The organism is Sessilibacter corallicola (assembly GCF_021290925.1).
Taxonomy (GTDB): Bacteria; Pseudomonadota; Gammaproteobacteria; order Pseudomonadales; family Cellvibrionaceae; genus Sessilibacter; species Sessilibacter corallicola.
On record NZ_JAJSLX010000002.1, the window covers coordinates 1,549,779 to 1,563,169 of the forward strand.

At 42.6% G+C, this 13,391-nt stretch carries 13 protein-coding genes; 8 read left to right on the forward strand and 5 right to left on the reverse strand.

Features of this window, described 5'->3' with window-relative positions:
* Positions 1-174 precede the first annotated feature (174 nt).
* The 3 genes from LU361_RS13970 to LU361_RS13980 all read left to right on the forward strand — a co-directional run bounded on the left by LU361_RS13970 (position 175) and on the right by LU361_RS13980 (position 4,963).
* Entirely contained in the window at positions 175-1,656 is a 1,482-nt protein-coding gene (locus LU361_RS13970) for an SLC5 family protein (protein WP_233089449.1), read from the forward strand.
* Between the two features lie 144 nt (positions 1,657-1,800).
* Entirely contained in the window at positions 1,801-3,288 is a 1,488-nt protein-coding gene (glpK, locus tag LU361_RS13975; protein WP_233089450.1) for a glycerol kinase GlpK, read from the forward strand.
* Between the two features lie 7 nt (positions 3,289-3,295).
* A complete protein-coding gene (locus LU361_RS13980; RefSeq protein ID WP_233089451.1) occupies positions 3,296-4,963 on the forward strand; it encodes a glycerol-3-phosphate dehydrogenase/oxidase in 1,668 nt (555 codons plus the stop codon).
* A gap of 159 nt (positions 4,964-5,122) precedes the next feature.
* Here LU361_RS13980 and LU361_RS13985 read toward each other — a convergent pair whose 3' ends face one another.
* Positions 5,123-6,202, reverse strand: coding sequence for a purine nucleoside permease (locus tag LU361_RS13985; RefSeq protein ID WP_233089452.1), 1,080 nt, complete (start codon positions 6,200-6,202; stop codon positions 5,123-5,125).
* Positions 6,203-6,304: 102 nt separating this feature from the next.
* Entirely contained in the window at positions 6,305-7,741 is a 1,437-nt protein-coding gene (locus tag LU361_RS13990) for an amidohydrolase family protein (RefSeq protein ID WP_233089453.1), read from the reverse strand.
* Positions 7,742-8,257: 516 nt separating this feature from the next.
* Here LU361_RS13990 and LU361_RS13995 point away from each other — a divergent pair.
* From LU361_RS13995 to LU361_RS14015, 5 genes are all read left to right on the forward strand, one after another.
* Positions 8,258-8,509 (forward strand): type B 50S ribosomal protein L31, encoded by a 252-nt coding sequence (locus tag LU361_RS13995; protein WP_233089454.1) that lies wholly within the window; start codon positions 8,258-8,260, stop codon positions 8,507-8,509.
* Entirely contained in the window at positions 8,509-8,652 is a 144-nt protein-coding gene (gene ykgO / locus LU361_RS14000) for a type B 50S ribosomal protein L36 (protein ID WP_233089455.1), read from the forward strand. The genes LU361_RS13995 and ykgO overlap by 1 nt, the downstream gene beginning before the upstream one ends.
* A gap of 148 nt (positions 8,653-8,800) precedes the next feature.
* The gene (locus tag LU361_RS14005) at positions 8,801-9,520 is read left to right on the forward strand and encodes an SDR family NAD(P)-dependent oxidoreductase (protein WP_233089456.1); all 720 of its coding nucleotides are present in this window, start codon (positions 8,801-8,803) and stop codon (positions 9,518-9,520) included.
* 109 nt (positions 9,521-9,629) lie between these two features.
* The gene (locus LU361_RS14010) at positions 9,630-9,977 is read left to right on the forward strand and encodes a thiol-disulfide oxidoreductase DCC family protein (RefSeq protein ID WP_233089457.1); all 348 of its coding nucleotides are present in this window, start codon (positions 9,630-9,632) and stop codon (positions 9,975-9,977) included.
* A gap of 15 nt (positions 9,978-9,992) precedes the next feature.
* Positions 9,993-10,169 (forward strand): DUF6435 family protein, encoded by a 177-nt coding sequence (locus LU361_RS14015; protein ID WP_233089458.1) that lies wholly within the window; start codon positions 9,993-9,995, stop codon positions 10,167-10,169.
* Positions 10,170-10,171: 2 nt separating this feature from the next.
* Here the strand turns inward: LU361_RS14015 and LU361_RS14020 are convergent, their stop codons facing one another.
* The 3 genes from LU361_RS14020 to LU361_RS14030 all read right to left on the reverse strand — a co-directional run bounded on the left by LU361_RS14020 (position 10,172) and on the right by LU361_RS14030 (position 13,373).
* A complete protein-coding gene (locus LU361_RS14020) occupies positions 10,172-10,990 on the reverse strand; it encodes a TIGR03915 family putative DNA repair protein (protein ID WP_233089459.1) in 819 nt (272 codons plus the stop codon).
* An 8-nt stretch (positions 10,991-10,998) separates the two neighbouring features.
* Positions 10,999-12,276: a putative DNA modification/repair radical SAM protein gene (locus tag LU361_RS14025; RefSeq protein ID WP_233089460.1), complete on the reverse strand. Its 1,278-nt coding sequence runs from the start codon at positions 12,274-12,276 to the stop codon at positions 10,999-11,001.
* Positions 12,277-12,377: 101 nt separating this feature from the next.
* The gene (locus LU361_RS14030) at positions 12,378-13,373 is read right to left on the reverse strand and encodes an NAD(P)/FAD-dependent oxidoreductase (protein WP_233089461.1); all 996 of its coding nucleotides are present in this window, start codon (positions 13,371-13,373) and stop codon (positions 12,378-12,380) included.
* Positions 13,374-13,391: the final 18 nt, after the last annotated feature.

The window sequence follows — 13,391 nt, forward strand, 5'->3', positions numbered from 1 at the left end:
GAGAGCAGGATTGCTTTCCTAGGTTGTAGACAATGTATGACTCATTAATAATAAATAGACTGCAACATTTGTTGTATCAAGTAACCTTTTAATTATAGGTTCCTATAATTCAGACTACTCATTGCTGCTGAATAAGTGAGTTACTGAGGTTTAGATCCCATAGAGGTAAATAATATGGACATGCAGTATCTACAAATTGCGGTCTTTTTTCTGATTTCTGGCCTGATTGGTCTGGCGACTTATTTCAAATGTCGCGATGCAAAAAAATCCGAAGATCATTCGGTCAAAGGTGAAAACAAAGAGGTTTTTCTTGCTGGGGGTGGGCTTTCTTGGATTTTTGTTGCAGGTTCAATCACCTTAACAAATTTAAGTACCGATCAATTGGTTGGAATGAACGGCAACCAAATGGCTCTATTAGTGTGGTGGGAATTTGCCGCAGTTATCGGTCTGATTATATTAGCAAAAGTTTTTCTTCCTGTTTATTACCGTTACGGATGTACCACAACAACCGAATTGTTAGAAAAACGCTACAAAGACCACCGTATTCGCGCTTTGGTAAGTATTTTATTTTTATTGGGTAATATTTTTATTTATTTGCCGGTGATGTTATACGGCGGCTCGTTATTCATGCAAACCATGTTTAATGTTGACTTACCAATTATTGTTCTGGCAGTTGCTTTTGCTCTTGTGGGCGCAGCGTATGCGGTCTTTGGCGGATTAAGAGCGGTTGCGGTTTCTGATACCTACAGTGGTGTTTTGTTGCTGGGGTTAGGTTTGTTGGTGGTGTTTTTAGCGTTAAAAGCAATTAATTTTGATTTCTCGGGTATTCCCGCTGAGCGTTTAACGTTAATTGGTGATAAAGATTCTCCCATTCCTTGGACTACGTTATTCACCGGAATGATTTTTATCCAGACTTATTACTGGAGCACCAATCAAACCATCACCCAGCGAGCAATGGCGTCACCGAGTTTAGAAGAAGGTCAAAAGGGCGTTTACGTTGCAGCCATTGTTCGATTAATGATTGTTCCGCCGTTGATTGTATTGCCAGGTATTGTGTCTTATAAATTGTACGGAAATATTGGTGATGCTGCATATGGAAGAATTGTCGGTGACGTGTTACCTATGTGGTTATCCGGCGCCTTTGCCGCTGCGATTGCCGCTGCCGTATTAACCAGCTTCAACAGTGTTTTAAATTCTTCCACCGCATTGTATGTGTGTGATATTCACGAGAAATATTTTGGCAAAGTTGCCAATGTGCCCAAACTGAATGCCGTTATTACCATGGGTTTTGTTTGTATCGCGCTGCTATTGGTGCCCGTATACAGTGGTGCGGTGAGTATTATTAATTTACTTCAACAATTAAACGGGCTACTCAGCATGCCGATTCTGTCTGCGTTTATTGTTGGTTTGTTGTTTAAAAATGTTGATGCCCGAGCCGCAATCATTGCAGTTGTAGTCGGCGTTTTGGAATACGCAGTGTTCACCTTTGTTTGGACACCAACTCATTATATTCACTTAATGTTTGTTACGTTGATTTGTTGTGTTGCTATTGCGTTAATTGCCAATCGTTTTCTCTTCGGTGGTCATACAGAATTGGTGTTTGGCCAAGTAAAAAAATTATCAAATGACGATCACCACGTGACGTCAATGAAATAGCTGAATCTATGAGTGTATGTAGTTGATCCCAGAAAATATTAGACGCAGGGATGTGTCACTTTTTTAGTTATTTTTTAGGCATCAATCATACAAAAATTTAGCGTTATAGATTACCGAAGAATTCTGTTTGTGGAGAACAACGTCGTGTACGAAAAGCCCTGTGTACTTGCTATTGATCAAGGTACCACCAGCAGCAGAGCCATCGCCTTTGATGGTCAGGCAAATATTATTGCGATTGCGCAACAAGAGTTTCCGCAAATTTACCCAAATTCCGGCTGGGTAGAACATGATCCAGAAATTATTTGGCGTTCATCTTTAGCCGCGGCGCGTCAAGCGTTTGCAGACGCTGAAGCAAAAGGGTTTCATGTTGTCTCTATCGGCGTTACCAATCAACGAGAAACCTCGATTGTTTGGGATCGTCAATCTGGGCAAGCTCTATACAACGCCATTGTTTGGCAAGATCGTCGTACCTCAGAGTTTTGCGCACAACTCAAGCGCGACAATGTTGAGACTGAATTACAACAAAAAACAGGGTTGTTAATTGACCCGTATTTTTCTGCGTCAAAAATTGCTTGGATTCTCGATCATGTTAACGGTGCCCGACAACAAGCCGAGGTCGGTAAATTGGCGTTTGGTACAGTGGATTGTTTTTTGATAAACCGTTTTACCAACGGCGCGGTTCACGCTACCGATGCGACCAACGCTTGTCGCACCAGTCTTTATAATATTCATCGCGGTGAATGGGATAAAGACATGTTAAAACTTTTTAACGTGCCCGCTGCGGTATTACCGAAGGTACTGAATTCGAGCGACGATTTCGGTATGACTGCGCCTGATATTTTTGGCCGTAGCATTCCAATTTATGGCGTTGCCGGTGACCAACAAGCCGCCAGTATTGGTCAATGTTGTTTCGACACTGGAACGATAAAAAGTACCTACGGTACAGGTTGTTTTGTGTTGATGAATACGGGTCAACAACCGGTGATCTCAAAAAACCGATTATTAACAACGGTTGCGTACCAGCTTAACGGTGAAACAACCTACGCCATTGAAGGTTCTATTTTTGTCGCGGGTGCGGCGATTCAATGGTTGCGCGACGGTTTGGGTTTAATCGCCAGTGCTAAAGATTCCCAGAGCATGGCGAGCAGCCTAAGCGATAACAGCGGTGTGTATTTAGTGCCAGCGTTTGCCGGGCTTGGCGCACCTTGGTGGGAGCCCGATGCCCGCGGCGCAATTTTTGGTATAACACGCGCAACCGGTCCCGATGAATTTGTGCGGGCAGCACTCGAATCGGTTTGTTATCAAACCGCGGATTTATTTACCGCAATGGCCGAAGATGGCATTACACCCACGTCTTTGCGAGTTGATGGTGGCATGGTCGCAAACGATTGGCTGTTGCAATTTCTCGCCAATGTTATGGATATGAACGTAGAGCGGCCGGCCATTTTAGAAACCACGGCGCTGGGAGCGGCGTATTTAAGTGGCATGAAAGCCGGAATATTTGGCAACTTCGAAGAACTCGCTACTAATTGGCGACGGGATGCAGAATTTAAATCATCTATGACTGCTGAGGCGCGAGCACATCTGTTAACCGGATGGCGCGATGCGGTGGGTCGAGTCATTCAAAAGTGAGTAGGAAATGAATCTCAGGAATAACAGTGTTGAGAAACTCGGTCGTGATACTTACGACGTATTGATTTTGGGCGGTGGCATAAACGGCGCGGTTTCGGCTGCTTCTTTGGCGGCCAAAGGTGCAAAGGTTGCGCTTATTGATCGCAGCGATTTTGCCGCAGAAACCAGCTCTCAATCGTCGAATCTTGCGTGGGGAGGAATTAAATATTTAGAGAGTTACGAATATTTACTGGTGAATAAATTATGTAAAAGTCGTAACCACTTAATGAAGAGCTATCCGTCTACGGTTCGAGAAATTCGATTCTTAACCACCATTGCCAATGGCTTTCGTTATCCCGCGCCACTGGTTTTTATGGGCACGATTCTCTACTGGATTTTTGGCCGATTTGTCACTCGGGCTCCCGCTTACCATTCGGTGAACAAACTCAATAAACTGGAATCTATTATCGATACATCCAACGCTCAAGGCGGTTTTGAATATTCCGATTGTTATCTCTTCGATAACGACGCGCGTTTTGTTTTTAACTTTATTCGCTCCAGCATGGATTACGGCTGTGATGCAGTAAATTATGTTGAATCGCTTGGTTCTGAACGCATTGATGGTGTTTGGCATACCAAAGCGCGAGATAACACCTCTGGTAAAGAATTTACGATTAAATCGAAAGTATTAATTAATGCTTGCGGTCCGTTCGTTGATCAACACAATCAAATTACGGAACAAAACACGGATCACCAGCATTTGTTTTCCAAGGGCATTCACCTGATTGTTGATCGGCTGACCGAAGAGGAGCGCGTACTTGCGTTTTTTGCCAGCGACGGACGATTATTTTTTGTGATCCCAATGGGGCCGAAAACCTGTATTGGAACAACGGACACACAAGTGGAGAGTCCAATAACACAAGTGACGGAAGAAGATCGGCAATTTGTTCTCGATAATGTTAATGCGTTGTTAAACCTTGATAAGCCTTTAACCAAAGACGATGTTATTTCCGAACGTTGCGGTGTGCGTCCGCTAGCGCAAAAAAGCGGGGATGGGATTGCCAATTGGGTAAAGTTATCGCGTAAGCACGCAATTGATGTAAACAATAAAGATAAACACTTAAGTATTTTTGGCGGTAAGTTAACCGACTGCATTAATGTGGGTGATGAAATTTCTGATATTGTTCACGAGCTGGGCATTGATTTACCGGCGGCAGGAACGAAATGGTATGGCGAGCCGAATGAGTCTGTACGTTTGGATTTCATTAATCGCGCAAAATCAATTCGTTTGGACGAGCTAACGGATTCCTCTTCACCTGAACCTCTATCGAGCCGGTTATGGCGTCGATACGGTGCCGAAGCATTTACTGTGTTGGATATTATTCAAGAACGACCTGAATCGGGCAAAATATTAATTGAAAACACCCAGTACTTACGGGCAGAAATAGAATTTATCGCCCAGCGAGAAATGATTGTTAAATTGGATGATTTTCTCAGACGACGATCAAAAGTTGCGTTGGTGGTTCGAAACGAAGATTTACTCAATTCGCCGGGCTTAAAAACAGCGTGCGAAATTCTTTTTGGCGAACAAGCCGATGACAAACTTAACGAATATTTTGAAAAGAGGGAACTGTCGAAAAAATCGGACAACGGCGAAGCACTATTATCCACCGAAAGAGCAGTTTCTCAGTCTTAATCAGAGTTGAGCGTTATTGAATTTATTGAAGTGTGTGAAGCAGCCCGCTGTAGCACATAATCGGGGGAAGTTGGGGTCGCGGTGTGATAGTACAACGTAAGCGTTTTTCGAATGCGTTGTACTATCATGTTGCGGCCCATTTTTTTGTTAAATATAACGCTAGTAGTCTTTCGGTTGAATCAATAATTCAGTATCTACTGTGCAGCTGTCATCGGTTGGGGTGGCTGCTTTCTTTAAGCTCACCTTTAATGCAGAAGGTTTTTTTGCTAATCCATTAATTAACTCTAAACCCACGGCGTGCATGTTTTGCAGTGCTTGATCAAATCCTCCGGCGGTTTCACCTGGCGCAGGATCAAGGTGAGCTAGAGTTGATTCTTTAGGGTGTCCTTGATCAAAATTCACCGCTGCTCGCAAACTGATGGCTTTATCGGCGAATCCGTGTCGCACTAAAACCTGCATTAAGCCAGACGCTTCCATTTCAGTAATTACATAGTCGTCAACTCGATAGAGTTCGGACATGTATTGTGCTTCGTTGGATAAGCCTGGGCCGTGAAAAAAAGTGTCACCGGTAAAATGGCTGCCGTAGATTATTTTTGGCGCTCGTCGAGCTTCTTTATCAGGGTAACGTAAGCGGTACGCTTTGGCATCGGGCGAATCTGCCAAAATCATTTTTTCTGTTGCTTTTTTAGCAAATGACACTAAATGCTCAGGCATTTTGTAACAGCGTATGGCTTCATAGCCGTTACGTGGAGTGAATAAAGGGGCGCCGGATTTAACTTCGTCGCTGGCCCATCGATGGCCCAAATCGTAGTCGACAACGTAGGTTCCGATACTGACGTCACCAATGGTTCCCTTTGACGGCGGTGTACCTGCAACGCCTGAAAAAATAAAGTAGGCATCAGAGAAATCGAAACGCTCATTCAGTAAAATAGCTTGCATAGAACTGGCTGAGGCTACCTTTCCCATGCCTAAAACTGCACCACAAATTCCGTTGCTGTTGCAGTAAACCTCTTTTTCAGCACCAACGATGGGAATTCGATACTGCTTTTGATCGGCTTTTTCGGTGTTAAAATAGCTGTCGTACCAGTATTGAAATTCTCCGGCTTTATCGCCTGTGTTGTCACCAATTTCAAACATAGAGGCGATAAATACGTTGACTTTGATTGGTGTTGATTCGGCCAGTAGGTTTGGTGATGCAACAACCAGGTTCAACAATAAAAGATGTAATGCAAGTTTCACACGTTTTCCTTTTTTAACTTTATTCATACCAAGCTGTAAATCGTGATAAAAGCAATTAACAAGCCATGCAATAATGATGTGTTAATAATGGCTTGTTAATCTTTAAGATTCACACAGTTGATTGTCGTACTCGCAAATAAATGACCGTTCAGGAGTAACATCGGCCAGCTTTTTATTCGCAAGTCTGGCTTTCATGAATTTTTTCAAGGATTTGTTGAGTTGGGTTATGTGTTCTTGTTTGCTGGTGTCATCAAGATAGCTGAACGCAATTGAATTAGTAATCATCTCAGTTAATTCTTGCCAAGAGAGATTGTATTCTTTAATGGCGACATAAAATTCATCGCTGAAGGTGCTGTCCCACATGCCGTTATCATCGGTAGAAAGAGCCACAGGAATACCCACGCGCAAGTATTCGGGGAAGGGGTGTTTTTTAAAGTCCGTAATGTATTTCAGTTTATAGTTACTGATTAAGTTGGTTTCAATTAGGTATTTTCCATTTCGCAACAGAAGCAGTGTGTCTGGGTCCATAATTGAATTTAAACCGTGACCAATTCGAGTCGCGCCGATTAACAGGGTGTCTTTTACGTGTTTATTAGGTTCTACACTTTCTCCGCCGTGAATGGATAAATTGATTTTCGGAAAATGTAAGCGTAATTCACGCAAGGTTTCTAAGAAACGCAAAGGGTGGCCGCGACCGTCGTCTTCTCGGCCAACAAAATTAATAGCGACGTAATAGTCGCGATTGTTATCGATAAACTCAAATGCTGAAACCAACGCTTTTTCGGCAAAACCAGAAAAACGTAATATCGAAATCTGGAAGCGAACGGTAACACCTGTTGCTTTTGCCTCGGGGGAATTCAGCATGTCTTTAAATACAGTTAAAACGTTTTCAGGCGCTATGTATGAGCCATCTGGATGAACAAACCCGCTTGGGTTTGATATGGTTTCCAGATAAGTTACATTTTGTTGTTTGTAGGAGTGCATTTTTCGCAACAATAATTTTGAGCGAATAATGGGATTGCGAGTCATGTCGCCGAGACGTTGCCAATGACGTTCGAAAAACTCTTTTCTGTCTTCGTGCGGTTCATCAAGGCGAATACTGGATAAAAATCCGTTTTTTTCCTTTTGGGATAATTCAGAGAGTGATTTGTAAGTGCTTTTCTCGCAGGCTGATAGCGTTTCGTAATTCGATTTCTGGATGGTTTTAAAATAAAAAAACTGACTATTCGGTGAAAACTCGTCAGAATTATAACCTCGACAAGGTAAAAGCTCGACCCGTGTGAAGTACTCATAACCGCCATTACTGGCTGGGTTTGAGGCGAGTTCATACCACCACTCACTGTACATTGACCCTGTTAAGTGGTGATGTAAGTCACCGCCTTTGGGCAGCGCTCTAACAAAGTTATACATTTGCTGCGGTGTTGCTGTGGTTTTAAAGTTTTTAAACCAAGCTTCCATTTTGGAATGAGTATCGGCAGCGCCGGTTTGAGAAAAGAATGCAAAAAGAAAAACACACACTGTGTAAGTTAGATATTTCATAAATCCTATAAACACCAATAACAACGCTCCGAGTAGAAAACGAGTGTATTGGTATTGCGCGGGAAATTCAAAGTTATCATCAAGGCTGTGTATTTCAATCAAAATTGATTGATATTTACCGTATTACAGATCTCTATTATTAGCGTTTAAAGATTAATTTTTATGGTTTAAAAGACAAATTTTAGTATTGTCGAGCAAGATAATAGACAGATTCAAATAATAAGCATCCGCTATTAATCTAATAATTTATGCTATGTATAAAAATTTAACGCTAAGCTTCTGTTGTAACTTTAACGTTGAGCCGCAATTTTTATTTTTGAATAATGATTATTTTGGCATGGTGTAACAGAGGGGGTGTAATAGGGCGATCTATTTCGTAAATCCTTATTTATTGAGTGGATACTGCATCTTGAGATTGTTGCTAATGAGATGTATTCTCATTTTGTGTGATGTGATGTAACATATTGTTCATAATCACACCATTCGTTGAAATTAAGCTATCAAGAGAGATGCTCTATGAAGCCAGATATCCACCCTGAATATCGTGATGTTGTATTTCATGACACAACATCAGATTCCTACTTTGTTATTGGGTCCACGTTAAAAACCGATCGCACCATTGATTACCAAGGCACGACATACCCCTATATGACCATTGATGTGTCGAGCAAATCGCACCCGTTTTACACCGGTAAACAGCGCGTTAGCCAAAACGACGGTCGTGTGGCTAAGTTCAATAAACGTTATAAGCGCGGCGGTGCAAAATAATGCAAGTGCTTAGCTCCCTTAAAACCGCTCGATCTCGTCACCCTGACTGCCAGATCGTAAAACGCAGGGGGCGTATATACGTGATTTGTAAATCAAACCCTCGTTTTAAAGCGGTACAAGGTAAGACCAAGAAAAAGCGTTAAATTTAGGGCTTCGTTTGAAGCCCTTTTCGGAGAATACCTTATTCTTTGAGTGCTGATTAACATCACGAAAATCCGACTGTGTGATGAACGTGGTTGTTGTGGTATGACTGTTCTGATTAGAATAAATTTCTGAATCAGCAGTACCTGAATGGGAGTACTTGAATGGGAGTACTTGAATGGGAGTATCAGTGCGGTGAAAAAAACTATCTTAATTGTTGGTGCCAGTCGTGGTATTGGAGCAGAATTAGTGAATCATTTTTCTAAAGAACACCATGTTATTGGTGTTTCCAGAACTGAGGCGCAGCACTGCCAATGGTTGTCGGCCGATCTCTCAACGTCCGATGGCATTCAAGCGATTATTGATAGTGTTGGGCAACAACCCATTGATGCGCTAATTTATTCAAGTGGAATTTGGGAAGAGCAGGGTTTTAGTGACGATTTTGATTTTCGTAAAACCACGGCTGAAGAAACGCACAACATTATGTTGGTTAACTTAATTGCACCTATTGAGCTAACCAAGAAGATCGCCAAAAATCTATCATTGTCGAACAACCCAAGAGCAATATACTTGGGAGCGCTCTCTGGTGTCGATCAAATCGCATCCGATCAGGTTGCTTATGCAGCCAGTAAATTTGGCTTACGCGGCGCTATTCAGAGCTTAAGAAAAGCATTAAAACCGGAAAATATTGGCTTTACGGTGATTAATCCTGGCAATGTTGCCACCGAAGAAGTGCTCGACGATATTAAAAAAGGTCTGTTTTCTGAGCAAATTCCCATTCCTTTGTCGGATATTATCTCATCTGTTGAAATGATCCTTTCTCTTTCTAAACACACCGAAGTTGGTGATATTAATTTAAGCCAAAAATAATTGCCTGAATTGCTGGTTTTATCGCGTGAAAACTCGAACGCTTTTATGTGAACTGAACATGCCTTGTGCACGTAAAACCCAAAAATAAACCCATCAAAAGGGCTCTTGTGTGAAACCTTCACTGTATTTCGACGGAAACTGCCCTTTGTGCAGCAAAGAAATTAATTGGTTAAAAAAACGTTGCGGGCAAAACATTGAATTTGTCGATGTTCATACCTTAAGCGATAACGAATTAGACAAAGAATCTTTGTTGAAGGTACTTCATTTACGCAACGCCGATGGTGTTTGGGTAAAAGGTTTGGATGCGACCGTTGCGATTTGGTCTTACACACCGTACGGTTTTTTATTCAAACTATTACGAGTTTGGCCCGTGTCGAAAATAGCTGATTGGTTGTATGAAAAGTGGGCCGCTCGCCGCTATGAAAAACGCTATGTCTGTCAACAATGCAAAATCTAAGGGTGGTTTACGATCATGTTTAATCTATTCAAAAAAGACCCTGTTAAACAATTGAACAAAGAGTATCAGGCGTTATTGCTTGAAGGCATGAAATATCAGCGCAATGGCGATATCAAACGTTATTCTGAAATCAGTGAAAAAGCCGAAGCCATTCGATTATCGATAGACGAACTGGAAAAATCTAAAGCATAAATTTATTTCAATTTTAATTTTCTGTTGTTAATTTCGGACGATGTATTAGTCATCATTTTTTCGGTTCGAAACATAGACTGGCGGGTCAATTCACCAATTAACGGTGCTTCTGGTAAGTTGACCCAGTATTTTTTCGGCATCTCGCTTTGCATGGCTTTTAATTTTAAGCGAGCGGGATTGAAAATGTTCTTGTAGTACGCTTTCCACAACTCTTCTAATTCGTCGTGCAGTCCTTCGGGCCTTGTCACGCCCTCGGTTTGCCAGGCTTGTTTTGTGTCCCAATGCAGGCACCGATCTGGTGTTAAAATAGACCAATGCATATTGCTGAATCGCCGGGTAAAAAATGAAACCACCAGCGGTACGATGTAATGTTCGGGTTCAAACCAGGCAATAAAATAGTCTTTTTCAGGGCTTGAAGCGCAAGGTGTTTTGCGAAAACGAACAAAAGCTTCCATTTTGTGGATGTCGCGCCCAATGGATTTTCTCATCGACATGGCTTTTGCGATCTGTGGGTCGATATCAAAATTGAGTAAGTGTTTATCTTCGAAAACAAGCCGCCAGGCAATGCTGTAGAGTAGGCCCCAACGACTGTTGTCTCTATGGTGACATACGGGTTTGGCCAGCTCTAAAAATGCCTTTGGTATAGAAATAGTTTTTTGTTTGATGGGTAACTCTAAGAAATCAGTATCGTCCTCAGAAAACAGCAGATTGCTTTGTTGATCAACTTGCCAGTGAACATCTTCGGGGGGAATTTGTCGGTAGAGTAATTCCCTGGCTTGAGTACGCCATTGCTTGTAGGTTTCAACTTGGATATTAACCATAAGACACGTTAATTAAATAATGATAATTGTTGATTTTCTTGTTTAACAAAGCTCTGTCTTAAATACTGGGAATCCAGTTGTTTGGGGGTGTGGTCTTGAGTTTCAATAAACGCAGAAACTTTAGAGACCGATACGCCAATTTTTTTCAGGTCTTGGTATCGTAACCGACGAAAATTTCGTGACTGAATGATTCTGGATGCGCCGATAGCTCCAATGCCCGGAACCCGCAATAAATCTTCACGGGTTGCCGTGTTTATATTAACGGGAAAAAATTCTCGGTGATTGATGGCCCAGGCCAGTTTTGGGTCTATCTCTAGATCTAACATGCCATCATTGGCGGAATTGTTCTCGCTGATTTCATTGACGTTAAATCCGTAAAACCGCAGTAACCAATCGGCTTGGTATAAACGATGTTCACGCATAAGCGGTGGCGATTTTATTGGTAGAACAGCGCTGGCGTCGGGAATAGGGCTGAACGCAGAGTAATACACCCGTCGCATGCTGTATTTGTTATACAAGTAATGGGATAAGGTGAGAATTTTCTTGTCTGAGGATTCATCGGCACCAACAATCATTTGCGTGCTTTGACCGGCAGGGGAGTACACAAGTGATTTCTTTTTTTCTCCCGATCGACGAGTAACGGTTACGGCGGATTTTTTTTGAGTTCTACTTTCTTTGGATTCATCGATATGATCTTTAAGTTGCGTCATAGATTGATGAATGGTCGAAGGGTCTTTTTCTGGTGCGTATTGTTTCAGAGATTTCTTGGACGGTAATTCTATATTGATGCTTAATCGATCTGCGTATAAACCGGCTTGTTGAAGCAGTTCTGGGCTGGCATCGGGAATGGTTTTTAAATGAATATAGCCGCGAAAGTCGTGGGTTTTACGCAGTGTTTTAGCAACACTTACGAGCTGCTCCATGGTGTAGTCGGAAGATTGAATAATACCGGAGCTTAAAAACAAACCCTCAATATAATTACGTTTGTAAAAATCTAGGGTTAAATTGACAATTTCTTCGACGCTAAAACGCGCTCTTTGTACATCGCTAGAAGATCGGTTAATGCAGTAGCTGCAATCGTAAATGCAGAAGTTGGTTAACAGTATTTTTAAAAGGGAAACGCATCGGCCGTCGGGTGTGTAACTGTGACAAATTCCCATGCCGCCGGAAGTGGAGCCAATGCCTTTGCCTTTTTTAGAATCGCGTTTGATAGAACCGCTACTTGCGCAGGATGCATCGTATTTTGCTGCATCGGCTAATATTGCTAATTTATGCAGGGTTTTCATAAACTTTACCGATATACTGTTTATAAATACAGTATATCGGGTGTTTACCAGTCGCTCAAGTAAAATTACCAGCCAGCAGGGTCAATAAACGGATTGGGTGGTTAATCAAACCACTGCTCGGCAAGATCCAAAGCGGATAAGTACGCGCCTTCAACCCGGCCACCGACGAGCCAATCGCCAATTGCGGCAATGTTGGATGTCTTATCAAAGAGTATTTTCGGTTGTTCGTAATTGCTTTTTAAGCGGGCGTAACGCCAATAATGGCGATAGTGGTGTACTAACTCCAGTGGCGAGTGTGTATGCTGTTGGAGTTTGCTGTTCAGCCAGTTTATGCCAATTTGAACCATCGCGTCTTCGCTGTGCTTGTCTTTATCGCGTGACCAATCGGCGGAAAAATGCAACATCCAGAGATCGTCGTATTCTGGGTTGGCAGCACGTTGAGGGCGAGCCGACAAGCGAGATAACCAGGCAACGGTATTGTCACCAAAAACACCTTGAACATCGGCATTAACTGTTCCGCGAGTGGCAAGAGCGAGCGTCCAACAGGGCTCGTCGATTTGTTGTGGAATTCGAGTTTTTAAGGCCGTGCCAGATAGGAGTTTGGCACTTTGTTCGGCCGGTGCACTCACAATTACTGCGTCGAAAGACTCATCCAAAAAGTGGTCGTGTTTATCTTGCAGGCGCCACTGGTTGTTTTCGGATGTGTGGTGTAAGGCTTGTATTTCCGTACTTACTTGGATATTCAAGCCCGTTGATAATGAATGGGCAATGCTGTTCATTTGCGCGGTGCCAACATAGCGCTCGGTGTTATCTGGGCTTGGACTGACACCTTCGTCCGTCGTTACAAACGGGGTGAAATCCCAGCGTTCGGCGGCGCCTTCTTGTAACCATGTTGCCAATTGCTTTTTGAATCTAGAGTCGTATGCTGTGAAGTATTGTGCACCAATATCAATGGTTCCCCAATCCAAACGTTTTGCTGCTAAGCGGCCACCACGTCCGCGTGATTTTTCGAAGACCATAACGTCATGGCCTTGTTGTTGGGACAATTGGGAAAAAGTTAATCCAGCAATTCCAGCCCCGATTACCGCAACTTTCATTGATTTAATTCCTTAAAG

Coding starts and splice junctions, on each gene's coding strand:
- LU361_RS13970 (WP_233089449.1), top strand. CDS start 175: ATGGACATGCAGTATCTACAAATTGCGGTCTTTTTTCTGATTTCTGGC.
- LU361_RS13980 (WP_233089451.1), top strand. CDS start 3,296: ATGAATCTCAGGAATAACAGTGTTGAGAAACTCGGTCGTGATACTTAC.
- LU361_RS13990 (WP_233089453.1), bottom strand. CDS start 7,741: ATGAAATATCTAACTTACACAGTGTGTGTTTTTCTTTTTGCATTCTTT.
- LU361_RS13995 (WP_233089454.1), top strand. CDS start 8,258: ATGAAGCCAGATATCCACCCTGAATATCGTGATGTTGTATTTCATGAC.
- ykgO (WP_233089455.1), top strand. CDS start 8,509: ATGCAAGTGCTTAGCTCCCTTAAAACCGCTCGATCTCGTCACCCTGAC.
- LU361_RS14005 (WP_233089456.1), top strand. CDS start 8,801: ATGGGAGTACTTGAATGGGAGTACTTGAATGGGAGTATCAGTGCGGTG.
- LU361_RS14015 (WP_233089458.1), top strand. CDS start 9,993: ATGTTTAATCTATTCAAAAAAGACCCTGTTAAACAATTGAACAAAGAG.
- LU361_RS14020 (WP_233089459.1), bottom strand. CDS start 10,990: ATGGTTAATATCCAAGTTGAAACCTACAAGCAATGGCGTACTCAAGCC.
- LU361_RS14025 (WP_233089460.1), bottom strand. CDS start 12,276: ATGAAAACCCTGCATAAATTAGCAATATTAGCCGATGCAGCAAAATAC.
- LU361_RS14030 (WP_233089461.1), bottom strand. CDS start 13,373: ATGAAAGTTGCGGTAATCGGGGCTGGAATTGCTGGATTAACTTTTTCC.